At 33.6% G+C, this 20,117-nt stretch carries 19 protein-coding genes; 7 read left to right on the top strand and 12 right to left on the bottom strand.

Annotated elements, in window-relative coordinates; all coding sequences use genetic code 11:
- Nucleotides 1-124 precede the first annotated feature (124 nt).
- The 5 genes from RT99_RS07520 to RT99_RS07505 all read left to right on the top strand — a co-directional run bounded on the left by RT99_RS07520 (nt 125) and on the right by RT99_RS07505 (nt 3,220).
- On the top strand, nt 125-1,381 hold the full coding sequence (locus tag RT99_RS07520; RefSeq protein ID WP_042564124.1) for a dihydroorotase family protein: 1,257 nt from the start codon (nt 125-127) through the stop codon (nt 1,379-1,381).
- Nucleotides 1,382-1,386: 5 nt separating this feature from the next.
- Nucleotides 1,387-1,713 carry a membrane protein gene (locus tag RT99_RS07515; RefSeq protein WP_042564123.1) on the top strand — a complete coding sequence of 109 codons (327 nt, stop codon included), beginning with the start codon at nt 1,387-1,389 and terminating at the stop codon, nt 1,711-1,713.
- Between the two features lie 124 nt (nt 1,714-1,837).
- Complete coding sequence (locus tag RT99_RS07510) at nt 1,838-2,482, top strand: alpha/beta hydrolase (RefSeq protein WP_042564122.1); 645 nt, start codon at nt 1,838-1,840, stop codon at nt 2,480-2,482.
- A gap of 112 nt (nt 2,483-2,594) precedes the next feature.
- Nucleotides 2,595-2,729, top strand: coding sequence for a hypothetical protein (locus tag RT99_RS25795; RefSeq protein ID WP_256365461.1), 135 nt, complete (start codon nt 2,595-2,597; stop codon nt 2,727-2,729).
- Between the two features lie 14 nt (nt 2,730-2,743).
- The gene (locus RT99_RS07505) at nt 2,744-3,220 is read left to right on the top strand and encodes a hypothetical protein (RefSeq protein ID WP_042564121.1); all 477 of its coding nucleotides are present in this window, start codon (nt 2,744-2,746) and stop codon (nt 3,218-3,220) included.
- An 81-nt stretch (nt 3,221-3,301) separates the two neighbouring features.
- On the opposite strand, the gene RT99_RS07500 is transcribed toward RT99_RS07505, so the two are convergent.
- From RT99_RS07500 to RT99_RS07490, 3 genes are read right to left on the bottom strand one after another with little or no spacing between them, the layout of a single operon-like run.
- A complete protein-coding gene (locus RT99_RS07500; RefSeq protein ID WP_042564120.1) occupies nt 3,302-3,724 on the bottom strand; it encodes a hypothetical protein in 423 nt (140 codons plus the stop codon).
- A gap of 44 nt (nt 3,725-3,768) precedes the next feature.
- Nucleotides 3,769-4,272 (bottom strand): hypothetical protein, encoded by a 504-nt coding sequence (locus RT99_RS07495; protein WP_042564119.1) that lies wholly within the window; start codon nt 4,270-4,272, stop codon nt 3,769-3,771.
- Between the two features lie 13 nt (nt 4,273-4,285).
- Nucleotides 4,286-5,050, bottom strand: coding sequence for an MBL fold metallo-hydrolase (locus RT99_RS07490; RefSeq protein ID WP_042564118.1), 765 nt, complete (start codon nt 5,048-5,050; stop codon nt 4,286-4,288).
- Nucleotides 5,051-5,141: 91 nt separating this feature from the next.
- On the opposite strand from RT99_RS07490, the gene RT99_RS07485 reads away from it, so the two are divergent.
- The gene (locus RT99_RS07485) at nt 5,142-6,602 is read left to right on the top strand and encodes a TonB-dependent receptor (RefSeq protein ID WP_042564117.1); all 1,461 of its coding nucleotides are present in this window, start codon (nt 5,142-5,144) and stop codon (nt 6,600-6,602) included.
- Nucleotides 6,603-6,870: 268 nt separating this feature from the next.
- On the opposite strand, the gene bcp is transcribed toward RT99_RS07485, so the two are convergent.
- A complete protein-coding gene (gene bcp / locus RT99_RS07480; protein ID WP_042564116.1) occupies nt 6,871-7,323 on the bottom strand; it encodes a thioredoxin-dependent thiol peroxidase in 453 nt (150 codons plus the stop codon).
- Between the two features lie 368 nt (nt 7,324-7,691).
- Between bcp and nth the strand changes: the two genes are divergently transcribed.
- Nucleotides 7,692-8,348 (top strand): endonuclease III, encoded by a 657-nt coding sequence (gene nth / locus RT99_RS07475; protein WP_042564115.1) that lies wholly within the window; start codon nt 7,692-7,694, stop codon nt 8,346-8,348.
- 127 nt (nt 8,349-8,475) lie between these two features.
- Here the strand turns inward: nth and RT99_RS07470 are convergent, their stop codons facing one another.
- The 8 genes from RT99_RS07470 to RT99_RS07440 form a co-directional block, all read right to left on the bottom strand.
- The gene (locus RT99_RS07470) at nt 8,476-9,540 is read right to left on the bottom strand and encodes a tetratricopeptide repeat protein (protein WP_042564114.1); all 1,065 of its coding nucleotides are present in this window, start codon (nt 9,538-9,540) and stop codon (nt 8,476-8,478) included.
- A 576-nt stretch (nt 9,541-10,116) separates the two neighbouring features.
- Nucleotides 10,117-10,260, bottom strand: coding sequence for a hypothetical protein (locus tag RT99_RS25280; protein WP_165587188.1), 144 nt, complete (start codon nt 10,258-10,260; stop codon nt 10,117-10,119).
- A 51-nt stretch (nt 10,261-10,311) separates the two neighbouring features.
- Nucleotides 10,312-10,896 (bottom strand): RNA polymerase sigma factor, encoded by a 585-nt coding sequence (locus tag RT99_RS07465; RefSeq protein WP_042564113.1) that lies wholly within the window; start codon nt 10,894-10,896, stop codon nt 10,312-10,314.
- A 323-nt stretch (nt 10,897-11,219) separates the two neighbouring features.
- Nucleotides 11,220-11,984, bottom strand: a complete 765-nt coding sequence (locus tag RT99_RS07460) for a family 16 glycosylhydrolase (protein ID WP_042564112.1) — start codon at nt 11,982-11,984, stop codon at nt 11,220-11,222.
- A 77-nt stretch (nt 11,985-12,061) separates the two neighbouring features.
- Complete coding sequence (locus RT99_RS07455) at nt 12,062-13,735, bottom strand: family 16 glycosylhydrolase (protein ID WP_042564111.1); 1,674 nt, start codon at nt 13,733-13,735, stop codon at nt 12,062-12,064.
- A gap of 11 nt (nt 13,736-13,746) precedes the next feature.
- Nucleotides 13,747-15,366 (bottom strand): hypothetical protein, encoded by a 1,620-nt coding sequence (locus RT99_RS07450; protein ID WP_042564566.1) that lies wholly within the window; start codon nt 15,364-15,366, stop codon nt 13,747-13,749.
- Between the two features lie 13 nt (nt 15,367-15,379).
- Nucleotides 15,380-16,861 carry a RagB/SusD family nutrient uptake outer membrane protein gene (locus RT99_RS07445; protein ID WP_042564110.1) on the bottom strand — a complete coding sequence of 494 codons (1,482 nt, stop codon included), beginning with the start codon at nt 16,859-16,861 and terminating at the stop codon, nt 15,380-15,382.
- A gap of 11 nt (nt 16,862-16,872) precedes the next feature.
- Nucleotides 16,873-19,938, bottom strand: coding sequence for a TonB-dependent receptor (locus RT99_RS07440; RefSeq protein WP_042564109.1), 3,066 nt, complete (start codon nt 19,936-19,938; stop codon nt 16,873-16,875).
- Nucleotides 19,939-20,117 lie beyond the last annotated feature (179 nt).

Raw genomic sequence — 20,117 nt, 5'->3', positions numbered from 1 at the left:
ACGTTTTACTTTTTTTTGAACCATTAAGAGATTAAGATAATAAAGTTTAGTACTTCTTAATCTAACTTAATTCCTTAATGGTAGAAATAAAAACATTTAATGTTTGAATAAAAAAAATCTACATATGAAAATAATCATCAGAAGCGCCAAAATTATAGATTCAGAAAGTCCGTTTCATAATCAGACCGTTGATCTTTTAATTTCAGATGGTTTAATTGAAAAAATAGGAACTTCGATTCTTGATATTGATGATTCAACCGAAGTGAAATTCGACAATCTGCATCTTTCTCAAGGTTGGTTTGACAGCAGCGTTTCGTTTGGAGAACCAGGTTACGAAGACAGAGAAACTATTGCAAACGGATTGAACGTTGCGGCAAAAAGTGGTTTTACGGCAATTGCTTTACAGCCGAACTCCTTCCCTGTTATCGATAATCAATCACAGGTAAATTTTGTAAAAAATAAAGCGAATGGTTTTGCTACAGAACTTTATCCAATTGGTGCTTTAACAAAAGCAAGCGAAGGAAAAGATATGGCCGAATTATTTGACATGAAAAAATCCGGAGCGATTGCTTTTGGAGATTATAATAAAAGCATTGACAATGCCAATTTGCTGAAAATCGCTTTGCAATATGTTCAGGATTTTGATGGTTTAGTAATCACTTATTCTCAAGATCCAAATATAAAAGGAAACGGAGTTGCAAATGAAGGAATTGTTTCTACAAAATTAGGTTTAAAAGGAATTCCGAATCTGGCCGAAGAACTGCAAATTTCAAGAAACTTGTTTTTATTAGAATATACGGGAGGAAAACTTCATATACCAACTATTTCTACAGCAAAATCGGTCGAATTAATTAAAGAAGCAAAAACAAAAGGTTTACAAGTAACTTGTAGCGTCGCTGTACATCATTTGGTTCTTACAGATGAAAAATTAGAAGGCTTTGATACTCGTTTTAAAGTCACTCCGCCTTTAAGAACCGAAGCGGATAGAAAAGCACTTATAAATGCTGCTTTAGACGGAACTATCGATATGATTACTTCAGATCATAATCCAATTGATATTGAATTCAAAAAAATGGAATTTGATACTGCCAAAAATGGAACAATTGGTTTAGAAAGTGCTTTTGGAGCTTTACTAACTGTTTTACCTTTAGAAATTATAATTGAGAAACTAACTTCAGGTAAATCAGTTTTCGGAATTGAAAACTCTTCAATTGCTGAAGGTTCAAAAGCTAACTTTACTTTTTTTACTCCGGAAGGAACATCAACTTTTACGAAAGAAAATATTCTTTCAAAATCTAAAAATTCTGCCTTTTTAGGAACTGAAATTAAAGGTTCTGTCTACGGAATTTTAAATCAAAACCAACTTGTTATCACAAAATAATTACAATGAATAATTCAATCGAAGAGGGAAAATCAATCGCAATTACCAGTTATATTTTAATTATTGGGGTTTTAATTGCAATGTCCATGAACTCTGAAAATAAAAATAGTTTTGCTTCTTTTCATATTCGTCAGGCCTTAGGATTGTCTTTGGCTTTTATTTCTTTTGGAGCAATCATTAGCAACTTTGATAGTTTTATGATTACTTTCCCAATGTGGATTTGTATTTCTATTTTATGGACTTATGGAATTTTCAGTGCTATTCAGGGACAGATGAGACCAATTCCTTTGGTTGGAAACTTGTTTCAAAAATGGTTTAAAAGCATTGGATAATAAATTCAAATTTTTATCCCGAAGCTTCGGGACCAAATTCCAATAACTTTGTCAAAGTTTAAAACTTTGACAAAGTTGAAAATTCACAATTCATAATTTATAATTTATAATTTACAATTGAAAAATGAATCTATCTTTAGAATATAAAATACAAGAACCAAAAGTAATTTTAGATAAAAATCCTGTTTTACTTTTATTACACGGATATGGCAGCAACGAAGCCGATTTATTTTCGTTTGCTACTGAACTTCCTGATCATTATTATATCATTTCGGCAAGAGCGCCATATGATTTACAATACGAAGCTTATGCCTGGTATGCAATTAATTTTGATGCCGATCAGAATAAATTTTCGGATAACGAACAAGCGAAAACTTCTCGTGATGTAATAGCAAAATTTATCGATGAATTGGTTGCCAATTATCCAATTGATACTAATAATGTAACGTTGGTTGGTTTTAGTCAGGGTTCTATTTTAAGCTATTCTGTTGCACTTTCTTATCCTGAAAAAGTACAGAGAGTTGTAGCGATGAGTGGTTATTTTAACCATGAAATTATCAAAGATGGTTTCGAGAAAAACGACTTCAAAAACTTAAAAATATTCGCTTCTCACGGAACTGTAGATCAGGTTATCCCAATCGAATGGGCAAGAAAAACACCTGCTGTTTTAGAGCAATTAAATATTCCGGTTACTTATAAAGAATATCCTGTTGGGCATGGTGTTGCTCCGCAAAACTTCTTTGATTTTAAGAATTGGCTGGCGGAATAATTTTTTTTTTATTTTAATTGAATGCGTTTAAATAAATCTAAATCACAATTTGTAAGTTTTTACATATATTATTTAGATTTATTCTTTCGTAATTATTATGTAACTTTGTCAAATGAAAACTTCAACTATTCATATCGACAAACCTTCTGATCGTCTTTTAGACAATCTAAGGAATTTACGTAAAGCTAAGGAAGAACGTAAAGAACAAATGCGTGCTGATTGGGCAAAATATTTTCCGAAAAAATAATTTGCCAATAAAAAATGCTTGATAGAATTATACCGTATATAACGGTTGAAGGATTTCAATATCTAATAAAATTCACAGAATTTAACAAATATCATCTTCCGGAAACTTTTATTTTACCTATTGTAGATATTACAATTGAGGTAATGGAAACACCAAACCAAATAAATAACGGAAAAACTTTGTTTCACTTTTCATCAGCCATTCAACAGTTTCTTGATGAAAATAATGTTGTTTTATACTTTTATTGCAGTAACGATCCAATTACCAAAAATAAAAATCGTCAGAATATTTCAGATGCTCAATTTAGAAGTAACTTATTTTGTAAAATGTTTGAGAAGAAAAATCTAAATAATGATTTCATATGTGAGAATATCATAATAAAAGACCCTCATAATGGAGATCATCATATTCATTTAATATCTAAATTGGAAAATGAAATTGAAATTAAAACAATTGTCAATGACAGTCTACCCTATTTTGAAAATAAATAAAACTACTTCCAAATAAATAATAAAAAGAAAATCGCAATTTTCAGCCCCAACAACTGAGACTAAAAACTGCGACTGTAAACTCTATTCTCCTGTATAAATTATCTTCCCCGCTTTTTTCAAAACATAACCTTTCCAGGGAATTAATTGTAAATCACCATTTACCCACGAATCTCCTTCAGATTTTCTTTCTAAAATGATCGATTCTTTTTGAGTATCTAAAAAAAGTTCTGCTTTGTTGCCTTCGAAAACTACGTAAGCAGCTGTTGTATATGTTTTTCCGTTTTCTTCGACGTGAGATAATTTTGTGCCTTCAAAAATTCGGATACACTTGTTTTTAACAATAGACCAAGTGTAACCTGCTGAAGCTTTACAACCGTGACTGTCAACATCACCACCAACCATTACTTTTTCGGGTTTTGTTTCTGTCTTATTTTCTTGAGATATTTTTTTGGCACAAGAAAATGAAAGACCTATAATAACTGAAAATAAAAATACTTTTTTCATTTTTCCTATTTATTGATTAAATACAAAAATAGGAAAAATCTTTCTTATTTTTGATATAAAAGTGATTGATTTGTTTCGAATGAAATGCTTTCGTCATCGTTAACAAAGTATTTCAACAAAGCTTCTCCCCACAATTCTCCGTTACTAAAATCAACGATAATCCATCTGTGATTTAAGATTTTGACTTTATTGATGATAAACTTCTTGCCATCAATCATATCCTGTCCTGTATAAGGATTCCCTTTTGGATTAGAATTTAGGTCTAATAATTTTTCGGTTACAATTGGAATTAATTTTTCGTATAAAATTACTTTCCCGCCAGAAGCACTGTTATCAAAATAATTTTGCGCATTTTCATTATGAGATAGAGAAAAATAATCTGCCTCGGCCAATTGACCTGAAACCAAATTGATACTATCTCTTAGCTTTTTTGTAGTTTTCTCATATCTCTCTTCACCAAATTTTACTTCTCGGCTATAAAACATGTAAGTAAAAATATTCATTAATATCGCAAGGATAAAAAGGTAAAGCATTAAGGATTTTTTCATTTTGTAGGTATAATTAAATTGTAATTTCTAAATTGTCGTAAGCCAGGAAAACGTTTTTAGGCAATTGTTTTTGTACTTCTTCGTGAAATCCTAAAACGTGGCTAATATGCGTTAAATAAGCAACTTCAGGCTTAACCAGATTGATAAAATCAAGCGCTTCCTGTAAATTAAAGTGTGTGTCATGAGGTTCTACACGCAAGGCGTTTACGACCAAAACTTTTAAATTCTGCAGTTTTTTAATCTCAGTTTCATGAATCGTTTTTACATCTGTTAAATAAGCAAAATCATCGATTCGATAGCCAAAAACCTGTAATTCACCGTGCATGACATTTACGGGAATTGACATTTTATTGCCAACAGCAAAAGGTTTGTCATTTACCACTTCGATTGTTTTTACGCTTGGCGCACCGGGATATTTATTTACGGTTTCGAAAACATAATCAAAACGGCGTTTTAAATTATCAATTACACGTTGATGCGCGTAAACCGGAATTTCACCTTGTCTAAAATTGAACGGACGAATATCATCCAAACCTGCCGTGTGATCTGCGTGTTCGTGTGTGAATAAAATCGCATCGATATGCCTACAGCCGCAAGAAAGCATTTGCTGCCTGAAATCGGGCCCGCAATCTATGACATACGAATGATTATCCCACGTAATCCAGATGGATACGCGGAGCCTTTTGTCCTTAGCATCAGTGCTTTTACAAACAGGATGATCGATTCCAATAATTGGAATACCTTGAGAAGTACCGGTACCTAAAAAATAGATCTTCAATTGAACTTGTTTTTTTTACAAAAATAGGGATTATTTCTCTTTCATTAGAAGCCTAATTTGCTAACTTTGTAACAAATCTATTTAAAATAAAATGGGTACAGAAATAAAACTCAAAGGTGACAAGGTCATCGAACAGATTCCTTCTATAAAAGACAAAGCGTTACGCATTAATTTAAACGAGAATATTTACGGAACATTTGCTGAAATTGGTGCTGGACAAGAAACAGTTAGGCATTTTTTCAGATCCGGAGGTTCATCGGGAACTATTGCAAAAGCAATGTCTGCCTATGATAAAGATTTTAGTGATGCCGTTTACGGTATTGAAGGCGACGGACGCTACGTGACAGAAAACCGACTTAAAAAAATGTTGACCTTTGAAGGTGAATTGATTGAAGAGCGTTTGAGCCGCGAAAAACACCCTAATAAACTTTTCTTTAGTTACGCCAATACGGTTGCCACCATAGATTTTGCCAAACAATTTAAAGGTCACGGCTGGGTTGGAATTCGATACCAAATTGAACCAGACGAAGCTTACAACGAAATTATCCTGCACATTCGTTTTAAAGAAACTGACGCCAGACTGCAACAGGAAACACTAGGAATTTTAGGTGTAAACTTAATTTACGGTGCTTTTTACAAATACAACGACCCAAAACGATTACTTCGCTATTTATACGATCACTTAGATAAAGACCAGCTTGAAATAGATACTATTAACTTCTCCGGACCACGTTTTGCTGATGTTGACAACCGTTTGATGAGTTTACAGCTTGTTAAAAACGGAATGACAGATGCGGTAATGTTTAATCCTGAAGGAAAAAATATTCTTCCGGCTGCGATTTTATACAAAAAGAACTTACTTGCTTTAAGAGGAAGTTTCCGCCCGGTTACGAAAGTAAATATGGATATGTATGAGAAATCATTAAATATGTTTCTCGAAGAAAATAAGGTTGAAAAAGACAATACTTTAGTGGTTTTCGAAATTACACTTTCTAATTTACGTTCGGATGGTGAAATTGATGAACGCGATTTTATGGACAGAGCCGAATTGCTTTGTTCGCTTGGTCAAACCGTTATGATTTCGAATTTCCAGGAATATTATAAAGTGGTTGAATATTTTGCTAATTATACCAAAGCGAGAATGGGATTGGCAATGGGAGTTAACAATCTTGTTGATATTTTTGATGAAAAATATTATCGTCATTTAAGTGGAGGAATTCTGGAAGCTTTCGGAAAATTATTTTACCGCGATATGAAAGTTTTCTTATACCCAATGCTGGATGAAAATGGTGTATTAATGAATTCAAGCAATTTAAAAGTACATCCAAGAATGAAAGAATTATACAAATTCTTTAAATTCAACGGAAAAGTAGTGGATATCGCTAATTATGACCCAAATAATCTGGAAGTTTTCTCTCGCGAAGTTTTAAAAATGATCAATCAGGGAAAAACAGGCTGGGAACATATGCTTCCTGCAGGTATTCCGGAAATAATAAAGGAGCACCACCTTTTTGGATATCATCCGGAAAAGGAACTGGAACAAAACGCTTAAAAAAAAATCCCCGAAAAATTTCTTCGGGGATTTTTTTTTGATTTTTGTTTTAAGTTTTACTGCAATCTTGTTTGAACGCAGATGACGCGGATTCGCGTTGCGAAAACGCAGATTGACGCGGATTTTTTGTCTTTGCCTGACAATTGTTACGTTTAATCTTTGTCAAAGTTTAAAACTTTGACAAAGATCCCGTCTCAGCAGTGCGTCTAACACAATATGAAGACGCACTGCTGTGCGTCTCTACGTGAAACTAGAAACCAATAAAAGCTTATTTCAAAATCTGCGCTGCGTGCTCTTTTGTTTTTACCTGGGAAATTACCTCATCGATAATTCCGTTTTCATCGATTACGAAAGTTGTTCTATGTATTCCGTCATATTCTTTTCCCATGAATTTCTTTGGCCCCCAAACGCCAAAAGCATTGATTACAGACTTGTCCTCGTCTGCTAATAATGGAAAAGGAAATTCATATTTGTCTTTGAATTTTAATTGTGCTTTTGCACTATCGGCACTTACTCCCAAAAGTTCATAATTATTGGCTTTAAAACGCTCAAAATTATCTCTTAAATCACAGGCTTCTGCGGTACAGCCAGGTGTACTTGCTTTTGGATAAAAGAAAACTACTAACTTTTTTCCGGCATAATCTGCCAGCTTATGTGTTTTTCCGTCCTGATCTGTTCCTGAAAAATTTGGTGCTTTATCGCCTGCTTTTAATGTTGTCATATTTTTTATTTTTATTTTGAATTTCCTTATACTGTGCAAATTTAACCGCAAAGGTCGCAAAGTTTTTATAGAAAGTTTTCTTAATTGTCGGTACATTTTCAATGTAAAGTTCGCAAAGCTTTGTGCTGAAAACTGCGACTGAAAACTCATAACTTTCTAACTCTTAACTCATAACTTTTTTCATGCCCCAGATTGTAGTGAAAACCCCGGAATTGTGAAAGTTTACATTTTTTGCATTAAGAAAGCGACTGGAAGAAGCTCTTGTTAATGCTTAAAAATGTTACTTTGACAATGAGGAGTTGTAACGGAAAGCTGGATTAGGCACATCATGAAAATTATGCTATTTTTACATCAATAAAAATACGGAAATGAATAAAGAAGCCCGCGTACAATTTGTTATAAATACGTTAAAAGAACTCTACCCTACTATACCTGTTCCGCTAGATCATAAAGATCCCTATACTTTACTTATTGCTGTTTTGTTATCTGCGCAATGTACCGATGTTCGTGTAAATCAGATTACGCCTTTGCTTTTTGCCAAGGCTGACAATCCGTATGATATGGTGAAAATGTCGGTGGAAGAAATTAAGGAAATTATTCGTCCGTGTGGATTATCACCTATGAAATCGAAAGGAATTCATGGTTTATCTGAAATTTTGATTGATAAATATAATGGTGAGGTTCCGCAGAGTTTTGAGGCGCTTGAATCTTTACCGGCTGTTGGACATAAAACAGCAAGTGTGGTAATGTCTCAGGCTTTTGGAGTTCCTGCTTTTCCGGTTGATACGCACATTCACAGATTGATGTACAGGTGGAATCTTTCGAACGGAAAAAACGTGGTTCAGACTGAAAAAGATGCTAAACGATTATTTCCTAAAGAAACATGGAACGATTTGCATTTGCAAATTATTTGGTACGGACGTGAATATTCGCCTGCAAGAGGCTGGAGTTTAGAGAAAGATATTATTACGAGAACAATTGGCAAAAAATCGATAATAGAAGAAGCTCTTAAAAAGAAAATCTAAAAGTGATACATATATTATAACACGAATTTCACTAATTGGCACAAATCTAAATTGTTAAACTTACTTTGGGAAATTAATTTCACAAAATAGTAATTAGTGTCAATTCGTGAAATTCGTGTTTGTTCATTTATTGACTACTTTTTAAGGCGTTGTATTCTGTCGTCATATCGAGTGATCTGTAAATTCCTAAAAGCGATTTAAAAGCGTCTTCATTTTTTGGTTCGATGACTAATACTTTTTTAAGATATGGAATTGCGCTTCGTACTATTTCATCTTTTTTAGCATCTAGTTTATCGTATTCTTTCATCTCCTGCGGACTATTGCCAAGTAAAGCCATCTGATCTACTAATACTCTCTTTAATTGGATTTTGACATAAGCAAGATTGATATAACAGTCTATACAATTTTGATTTAACTGTATTCCTTCTTCATAATATTTTTCGGCATTGGTATAATCTTTTGTTTCCATATAAGAAAATGCCAATGAGTTTAAAATTTCTTCTTTTTTAGAAGGTGGCCAAACATCTCTTGGCTTTTCATAAAGACCAGCAGCGATATTTGATTCTCTCGCGCTTCTGGAAATAAAAGATTCTTCTGCTTTTGTTTTTTTATTGGTAGCGTAAAACATTATCCCTTTTCCGCTGTAATTTATTTTCTTTAGTTTCTCATAATATTTAATTGCAGAAGAATAGTCTTTGCCTGCTAAGGAAGCCGAAGCTGCATTAAGCAAGTTTAGTGTATCTTTTTTATCAAACTGGTAAACTTCGTTACTCTTATCTGCACTTTCTTTGTATTTTCCTGCTTTAAAATCATTGTATGCTCCATCTACAAGTTTAGACTTCATTTCTTTTAAAGCTAAATTTGCTTTAAAAGCGTATTTGTAATTGCGGGAATCATTTTCATACAAAAGCACATCCTGATACGCACCAGAAGCTATTGCGAAATTTGCTGCAGCATCTATGTTTTTGGTTGCCAAATCCTTATAAACATTTCCTTTTGTAAAAAAGAAATCGGATTTTACCTCATCGGGTGCATTAATTACTAAGTATTCTACTTTTTTTAAAATAGCACAAGCTTCTTCAGGTTTTCCTTTATCAAAATAAGATTGCGCTTCTTTGATTTCCTCTTTTTGAGCAAATGCTGCGTAGTTTATCAATAGTAAAATTGATAATATTTTTAGTTTCTTTTTCATTTCATTTTAGTTTGGTTGTTAAATAGATTTGAACGGCTATTGTGGTTATTTATAGTCGCTTTTGGGGACAAATAGCACTTATAGTATTAGTACGCAAAAAAATCTTTTGCTTAACAATATATTAAGATGCGCAACAAATAAAATGAAATAGAGTAGTGTAATTTTTCTTCATAAATTATTGGTTATTGGTTAAACATTTATTTATCTGACATTTAGCTTAGTTTTGAACAATTTTTACTATTCAAAGTTTTTTAATACGAAAAACTCTTCAATAAAGTAATTTACATGAATAAAAAAAAACTTTTTAACTAAAATAAAACAAATATTGAATAAATCAATAAAAATCAATTAAAATATCAAACTTTAACAAACTCAGACATTAAATCAAGAGGAGATCCTGAAAATTATTTTATTAAAAGTTAGAAAACATTACGATAACAATAGCGAAAAAAAGAGACTTAAAATTACGATCAAAAAAAAACTCACTACTTGTATTTACATACAAATAGTGAGCTTTCAACCAAAACGACCATTTGGTTTTTCTTTCGAAACATCCGACCAATAGTAGTGGGCTGTTTAATTAGCTATAATCTCAAAACTTTTATCTTCAATTTTCACAACTGTAAGAGCTTGTGAATAGTTTAATAGAAAAGAAACTACTTCTTTCTTAGGTTTTAAGTTTTTAGAAGCTAATGCTTTCTTAGAGTAAATTTTCGCCATACTATCAAAAATGTTTTATAATAGTATAACGCACTAATGCTCAAAATATTATTAGTTGGTTAAAATAATTTGATGTTTATCAATTATTTTTCTTAAATTCATTAAGGCATAACGCATTCTTCCTAATGCAGTATTGATACTTACACCTGTAAGTTCTGAAATTTCTTTGAAACTCATATCCTGATACATACGCATTACAAGAACTTCTTTTTGATCTTCAGGAAGCTCTTCAATTATCTTTTTGAGATCTACTTCAACCTGATCAAAAATCATTTTATTTTCGATTGTTAATGAATCATCAGACATAATTGAAAAAATAGAAAACTCTTCTGTTTCTCTATACATTGGCATTTTTTTGGTTTTGCGGAAATGATCTACAATTAAATTGTGAGAAATTCGCATAACCCAAGGTAAAAATTTACCTTCTTCATTATATGAATTGGATTTTAAAGTTTTAATAACTTTAATAAATGTATCCTGAAAAATATCATTTGAAATATCTCTATCAGCTATCTTAGAATATATAAATCCATATATCTTAGACTCATGCCTTTTTATCAATGTCGCAAGAGCATTTTCATTGCCTTCGACATAGTTTTTTACCAATAGAGCGTCTGGAATATGCAGATCAGCCATAATACTACTTTTTTAGTTTTTGATTAAAATTTGGAGTAATTTTTCTAAAAAGTAATTTTATGTAATAGGCCTATCTTGAGTTATGTTAATATTGAGTCCAAATTTAACAAATATTTTTTTTAAAAAGCAAATGAATGGAGTAATAATTAATAATAAAATTACAAATAAGATACATTAAAATTAAACTTTGCCATGAAAGTGCTTAATAATATGAAAGAATTAGAATGTTTTAACAAATTAAAAAAAGAGGCATAAATAATTTAAATATCTTATTTTAAACAACTTACACCTGCTTTTTAGTAGTATTATTAGTATTTATTTTTTTATTGATAGACACGAACATAGTCTATATGATACTTTTGAGGCAATATAGAATCATCTACATCTGGTCCTCCAAAATTACCTCCGATAGCTAAATTTACAATTATATAAAATGGTTTATTAAAAGGCCATGTATCTTCGTTTTTAACTTCGGGATTGAAGGTATAAACCAAAGTGGTATCAACAAAGAAATCAATCTTTTCTTTTGTCCATTCAATGGCATAAACATGATACCCTTCTTCTATAGTTGGAAACTCAGTTCTTTTTGTATTGATTGTGTTTCCGTGACTATCTTGTGTATGCAATGTAGTATATACCATGTGCGGATCACGGCCAATATATTCTAATATGTCTATTTCGCCTGTTTTAGGCCATTTTACGGCATCAATATTGGCACCCAGCATCCAGAATGCCGGCCATAAACCATGACCAACCGGAAGTTTAGCTCTTGCTTCGATACGACCATACAAAAACTCTTTTTTGCCTTTGGTTGTGATTTTTGTCGAAGTATATTTATTTCCTTCTTTTTTGGCTTCGATAATTAAATTACCGTCTTTGATTTCATGATTGGTTTTGGTATAAATTTGTCTTTCATTGTTTCCATAACCGCATAAATTTGGGCATCCATCACCGAGTTCAAAATTCCAAACGGCTTCATTTATTTTCTTTTTATTGAAATTTTCCTCCCAAATTAGTTTTCTCTCTACCTTTTGTGCAAAGCAAAAACTAACCGTTAAGAACATTATTAGTACAACTATTTTTTTCATCGTATAGTTTTAAATTTTAAAAATTAGAAGGCCAGCCTGAACTGACCTTCTAATACTTTCTACTAATTAATTATAATCTATTGATAAACTTTTACATAGTCAATCTCCATTGTCGATTGTGTGAAGGCGGGATCAATAGTACCACCTAAATTTCCTCCCATCGCTACATTTAATATTAAGAAGAAATCGCTATTAAACGGAAGAGTGGCATCATTGGCAACTTTGTGAATTTGTACATCATCGACATAAGTAGTTACCGATGCCGGACTCCAAATTGCTTTATAAACATGAAATTCTGTCGAAACATTTGGAATCGTTTTAGAACCCGTGTTTCCGCCGCCACCAAAATGTCCCGGGTAATGAAGCGTACTTAAAATAACATCTTGATTGTTTCCTACGTGTTCCATAATATCAATCTCTCCGCAAGCCGGCCATGGTTTGGTTAAGAAATTAGATCCAAGCATCCAGATTGCAGGCCATGTTCCTTTTCCGATAGGCAATTTGGCGCGGATTTCAATTTTTCCGTACGTAAACTTAAATTTACCATCCGATTTTAGTCTTGTCGAAGAATACTCTACACCTCCGGAAGCTTCTTTTTTAGCGGTAATTTTTAAGCTTCCGCCTTCAACAATAACATTTGATGCTGAATTTGTATAGTTTTGTTTTTCATTATTTCCCCAGCCATCATTATTAGGTCCTCTTCCTAGATCGTAATTCCATTTTGTTGCATCCGGAGCTCCGTCAACATTAAATTCGTCTGACCATACTAAATTGGTATAATCAACCTCTGGGCCTGTATTTTGAACTGGTTTTGTAGTCGTAAAAATATGGTACCATGCTAATGAAGCATTACCGCCCATTACAGCTCTAACTACCATTCTGTTGGCTGTTATAGATAGAATTTCATATGAATTCTGACCAATATAATACCCCATAAATCCGTTGTCAGAGAAGTTCATCATTGTTCCGCGAGTTTGCTTAACATGATCTTTATTTTTTGTCACAACAGATTCTGAAGGACTTAAAGAAACGGTTTTTATTCCGCCGGTATCATAAGTCAAACAAGAATCACTTGATCCACTTCCTCCTGCTACGCTTGCAAATGCAGTATTAAAAAATGTTGCTCCTCCGTTATTTAATTGGTATTTTAATTGGTCACCATCAAGAGAGAAAGTCAATTCATTGTCATACAAACAACTACTTGTCGGCGAACCTGCTTTTTCAAAAGCTCCGGCCTGATAATGGTTTGGATAGAAATTTTTAGTCTCATCACCATCATTTTGACCTACGCCTAAATGCCCTGGTTCTGAAGCTGACCAATACCATTTTTTAGAAGTTCCACCCGTTAAGAATTGAACCGCTTCGTCGTCACTAAAGTTGCTTAAAACTGTAACATCAAGGGTAGTATTTGATGCTACTCCTCCTCTGCCCGTAGCAATGAGCGTTACAGTATAAGTGTTTACTCCTGTTTTTGTAAAACGTTTGGTAAACTTGCCGTTTGGTGAATTTTCAGATGTTCCGTCGCTAAATACATATTTATATGAAATTGCATTATCTGCAGTTGCGGTTAATTTTACCATTCCCGAACCGTCTCCATCTGGAGCATCGGCTGTTTTTCCAACAATTTCAGCAGTTAGCTGAAGATTTGTTGGCGTATCTATTGACCCAAATGCGAAATCATCTTTCTGACAACCCGCCATAAGGAGAATCGTAAATAAGGATACTATCTTTATGATTATTTTTTTGTTCATGATTTCTTCTTTTAATTGGATTGTTTGATGTCATCAAAGTAAAAAGTTTCCCCTGCCCCCGTTTTTCCAAAATCCGGAAATAAAATTACTCTGTCGTATTTAATGCCTGTGCTAAAACCTGGTGCCGTTGTAAGATCAAAGGTTAATTCCTGCCATGCATTTGCTACCGTAGTTTTTACCTTTACTTCTATAAATACCGTTGGATTACCGTTTCCATCTTTTGGAGAGGTCGAAAGTTCCATTTTGTATAAAATATCGGTACCTACTCTAGGCGACCAGACATTTATTTTTACAGTTGTTCCTTTTGTATAATCAAGTGTATTTTCTAAATTCAGGCTTGCCCCTCCCCAGGTTTCTGCTCCTGATTTTTTGTCTAATTTTAAAACTTTATCAGAAACATTGATTCCGGTTTTATTTGGATTTGTAATAACTGATGCATCAACATTTCCAAAACCACCCCAGGCATATGTTAAAGTAGAAGATTCAAAATCAAGTGGTAATTTAATCGCTTCAGTCGGTTCTTTATAGAAATAAAAATTATCGATGTACACCGTATGGCTTCCGCTAGGATTTCCTGAAAAAATTAGTTGTGCAATATGGGCGCGGGTTGTTAATCCTGTAAAATCACTTAAAGGAATATCTAAACTTACCCATTTTCCCTGCTCGGGAGCTGTAACTTTAATTTCATGTTCTACATTATCTCCTCCTGTTTCATAAACGCCATTTGCTCCAAAATCAACTAATTTGATTCTGAATTCTGAAAAATCCAAAGACCAGACATCAATATGAAGATATGTCATAGCCGAAGCGTCTATTGTGGCTGTTGGCTCTGCACCCACAAAATTTAAATTTGAATATTTTTTTACTGCATTTTCTGCAATACTAATATCATCTAATACAGCATCAGACCATGAAGTTCTCCAGGTGCTCATTGGTACATTTGTGTAAGCATCGCTAAACAATGAAATAACATTGGCTGCAGATCTGGTTGGTGTTGGTGCTGCAGAAGTGGGTGCCAAAATTAAAATTGCTTCAAATTGCTCTGTATATTCTGTCGTTTTAATGGCAGCACTTTTTGAAACCACACGAATCGTGTAAACTCCCGGGTTTTGATAGGTATACGAAACAGATTCACCATTGTTTGCCGGAATTGGATCTGGTTTTCCTGTTTCTCCAAAATAAACATCATAAAACAAAGCAAAATCTGCGGTTGCCTTAACTGTTACTTTTTTAGAAACCGTTAAATCATTTGTTATTTCAACTACTAAATTTTCCGGTGCTTTAAACGAAACTACTACTTCTTTTTCTACTTCGGTAGTTTTTCCGTTAAGTCCCATTGCCGTAATTTTAGACTTATAAACGCCTTCTTTATATACGTGTGCAACTGTTGATCCGGCTCCAATATAATCAGAATCTGCGCTTCCGTCTCCAAAACTAATTTTGTATTGTGTTACGCCTTCGCCTTTTGGCACAAAGGTAACTTTACCTGTATTGTCCTGTGTTACTGTGGTCAAAGCCGATACATTAGTCGGAGCGCCTAAACCTTCTAAATCAATATCGCTGTTATCGCTTGAGCAGCTAAAAAATACTGCCAAAACGAAAAGACTTATAATAGAATGTATTTTTTTCATAATTGATGTTTTTTTAATATCCAGGATTTTGTTCCCAATTTCCATTTGCAAACTGAATTTCTTCAATCGGAAGCGGAAATAACTCGTTTTTGTTAGCTGTAAAACCAGGAATAGTTCCCACTGCTTTTCCGGTTCTTACCAAGTCGAAAAAACGATGTCCTTCTCCAAAAAGTTCTACTCTTCTTTCTGCTAAAATAAAATCTGTTAAGGCTGCTCCTGAAGCAGTTATATCATGATTGTTATCTCCAAAAGCACGTCTTCTAACCTGATTAAGGTATTCCCTGGCTTTTGCATCATCGATTTCACCTCTGTTATAAGCTTCTGCAGCCATTAATAAAACATCTGCATAACGAATTGCTCTGTAGTTGTTCGGGTTTGTTAAATTCAAATCTCCGGCTGCATCTGAGCTTCTTTTTCTTGGAAGATATTTTCTGTTGAAGAATCCTGTATCCTCATTTCCTTTTCCATAAGTTACTCCACTATTAGCCCCGGCCCAAGCTGCAATATCCAAAATAGCAACTGCTTTACGTTTATCTCCGGTTTCAAAAGCATCTGATGATTCCTGAGTAGGAAGATTAAAACTAAATCCGGAAGAGAAAACTGGTCCTGAATAATTTCTGATTCCGCTAAAACCTACGGCAACGTTTCCTTCACTACATTGTAAACAACCAAAACCTGCTCCTTCAACATCTGTATACTGTACTTCAAAAACAGATTCGGGTCCGTTTTCTCCATCTAATTCAAACATTTTATTATAATCTGTTTCTAAGGAATAAGGTGATGTATTTATCAACGCTTGTAAAGTACTGGCTGCCTGCGAAAATTTACCCTGAAACAAATACGCTTTTCCTAATAATGCCTGAGCAGCCCCTTTTGTAACTCGACCTTTTTGAGCTGCAATTGGAGATAAATTTGCCGACGCAAAAACCAAATCAGCCTCGATAGAAGCATAAACTTCTTCAACTGATGAACGCGGAATTGTTTTTTCATCTCCAATTTTAAACCTCACATCGCCTTTCATCGGTATACCACCAAACCATTTTACTAATTCAAATTGGTAATACGCTCTTAAAAAACGAGTTTCGGCTATAAGCTGTGTTTTTCCTTCAAAATCTGTTTTGTTCTGAAATTCAAGTATATAATTGGCTCTTTGAACTCCTGCAAACATCCAGTTCCATACATCTCTTAAGTTACTGTTTACTTCAGTGTGAATCATATCGTCTACTTGCTGAAAACCAATTACATCTGTAGGACTTTCTCCTCCTGCCAATGTATTATCCGAAGCAATTTCTCCCAATAAAACATTTACATATGTTGATTGCAGCAAATCATAAGTGGCAATTAATGCCTGATCGTAATCTTCTTTAGAATTAAAATAATTCTCAGAGTCGATTGAATATTCGGGTTTAGGATTCACAAATTCGTCTGAACAAGAAGTTGTTACAGTTAGAATTAATGTTATCATTACCAGAGTAGTAAATAAATATTTTTTCATTTTAATTGAAATTAAAAATTAATGTTTAAGCCCAATAAATAAGTTCTTGGAACAGGATAAAATCCGTAATCGATTCCGGCACCAATTGGCGATTGAGAAACTCCGTCTCGATTTGTAGGTCCAAATGAAGCACCCGGATCAAACCCTTTGTATTTAGTAAATGTGTATAGATTATTTACTCCGGCATAAAGTCTTAGCTTTGTAATTCCAGCTTTTTGAGTCACTTTCGGATCAAGTGTATATCCTAATTGTACATTTTGAATTCTGAGATAAGAAGCATCTTCAACAAAATAATCTGATAACACATTGTTTGCTGTAGCTCCTGTAGTTACTTTTGGTACAGAATTACTTGTTCCTTCACCTGTCCATCTGTCTAAAACATAATCAAGACGATTGGCATCTGAAAGTGTTCTTTCGTAGTTACGAACCATATCATTTCCTACTGATGCAAATGTATATACGGCAAAATCAATGTTTTTATAATTTAACTGAATATTGAAACCCATTGTAGCATCTGCGATTGGATCGCCAATATCTGTTCTGTCTTTGTTATCAATTACTCCATCACCATTTATGTCTACGTAACGAATATCACCCGGAGAAGCATTTGCTCCTAGAGCTAATTGCGATGGATGAGCCTCAACTTCGGCCTGATTCTGAAAAATTCCATCTGTTTTATATCCATAAAAATATCCAATTGGTTTTCCGGCTTCCATGCGGGCTGCAGCTGGTTGACCTACTCCAAAAGAACCTTGTTCGATAAAACCGGTTCCGTTATTTACTTCTATAACTTCATTTTTAAGAAAGGTTACATTATAACCTAATGTCATTGAAAATGAATCTGAAAATTTCTCTTTGTAATCTATCGCAAATTCAAATCCTGAATTTCTCACCGTACCAGCATTCATTGTTGGAGCACTTGCCCCCGGAGCACCAACTCCTATAATTCCTGAAACCGGAATATTTGGTATTAATAAATCTTTTCTGGTATCGATAAAATAATCTGCAACTACAGAAACTTTATCATTGAATAATCTTAAATCTAAACCAACATCAAACTTTTTGGCTTCTTCCCATTTTAAATCCGGATTTGGTATTTGTCCCGTTGCCGCACCATTTACTAATAAACCATCAAATACATAAGTTGCTTCACCATTTAAAATGCTTAAATACCCATTATTCGGTATTTGATCATTTCCTAAAGTTCCATAACTAACTCTGAATTTTAAGAAGTTAAACGTTTGTGATTCTCCAAAAAAACCTTCATCAGAAGCAACCCATCCTGCTGTAAAAGACGGGAAATAACCCACTTTATTACCCGGACCAAATTTTGTTGAGGAATCTCGTCTGATCATTGCTGAAAAAAGATACTTTCCTTTATAATCATATTGTGCTCTTCCAAAATAAGAAATCCTTCTTTGATCGTAAACGTAACCACCCGTATTTAAAGCAGTTGGCAAACCTTTAGTTAAAGAAAGATCTGCAAACTCCCATGAATTATTTGGCACATCATAACCTGTTGCAACGGCAGAATTTCCCCATTGTTTATAGATTGTATTACCTAATGTTGCTGTAATATTATGGTTCTCTGCTATTTTAGTATTATAAGTTCCATAAATATCAAATGAATAGTCATTATCGTTTACAGTTCTTTGCGTTACAGAACTTCTCTGAACATCAAAAACTTTTCCTCCATAACTTATTTGTGGATCAAATGTTTTGCTTTCACTATTTGCGGTATTAAATCCTATGGAGCTTGATAACACAAATCCTTTAAAAATTTTATAATCTAAACCAAAGTTTCCGTTTAGTTTTTTATAATTATAATCGTTGTATGTGTTTTCTATTTGTGCCAGCGGATTAATAATTTCTGTTCCAAATCCTGTTGTGCTTGGCACTAATGTAAAATTGCCATTTGCATCGTATGGACTTAATGTAGCCGGCACGTTTAAAGCATTAAATAATACAGATCCTAATCCGTTTTCATTAATTGTTTTTCTGTTAAAATAGGTATAGATTACATTCGTTTTTAGCTTGAATTTATCACTCAAATCTGCTCCTAATGCTATTCTGGCAGTATTTCTCAGGTAACCTGATTTGTCGCCGCCAACAATACCTTCCTGATCCAGGTGTGAGCCACTAATAGAATAGGTGATTTTTTCAGATCCTCCTGAAATGGTCAAATCGCTGTTTAATAACGGAACACCTTTTCCTAAAACTTCTTTTTGCCAGTCTGTTCCTTTTCCTAAGCCACTTACATTTGGATAAGGAAGTGCTCTTCCGCCATTGGCATAACTTTCATTTAATAATAAAGCGTATTCTGTAGCATCAAGGATCGACAATTTTCTCGAAGCCTCCTGAAATCCGGTGTAGCTATTAAAAGAAATTCTTGTTTTTGAGTTTTTCTTTCCCATTTTGGTTGTAACCAAAATAATACCGTTTGCACCAATCGTTCCATAAATGGCTGCTTGAGCATCTTTTAAAACCGTTATGGTTTCAATATCGTTCGGGTTTAAAACATTCAGGTCTCCAACATAGCCGTCAATAATCGTAGTGGGTCCGTTTTGTCCATTTGTAGCAATACCACGAATACGAACGTCTATAGGTGCGCCCGGAGCTCCGGATTGTGTTGTAACGTTTACACCCGAAATTGTTCCTTGTAAAGCCTGCTCAATTCTTGCAGGTTTCAGGATATCAAGTGTTTTACTATCCAGAACAGAAACTGCTCCTGTTAGCTCTCTTTTCTTTTGACTACCATACCCTATGACAACAACTTCGTCTAAAGATCTGGTGTCGTCGCTCATCTTAACAGTAACTTTTGGTCCTGAAACCACAACTTCCTGCGTTCGGTAACCAATATAACTTAAAACAAGTGTGGTGCCGTTTGAAACACCGCTCAGTTTAAAAGATCCGTCGAAGTCTGTGGTTGTGCTTTGAGACGAACTTTTAACTTTTACATTTACGCCAGGCAATGATAAACCTGAGCCATCCAGTACAGTTCCGTTTACATCAAAAGTTTGCGAGAACGCAAAAGATGTAAACAGTAACAATACTATTAATAATAATTTTGGTTTCATAATTAGTTAGTTTTTTATTGAAGCTAAAATATCCTATACTTTTAAGAATACGATAAAACTAACCACAACAAAAAACATACATCACAAAAAAAATTACTTAAATTTAATATATGACAAAAAATAGCTCGGTTTACCTAGAAAATCATAATGTTAATTTCTTTAACAAATAAGTGTAATAA

It is taken from the genome of Flavobacterium sp. MEB061, assembly GCF_000834715.1.
Classification (GTDB): domain Bacteria; phylum Bacteroidota; class Bacteroidia; order Flavobacteriales; family Flavobacteriaceae; genus Flavobacterium; species Flavobacterium pectinovorum.
The sequence above is the reverse complement of the archived record's forward strand: the minus strand, read 5'-3'. Positions and strand labels throughout refer to the sequence as shown.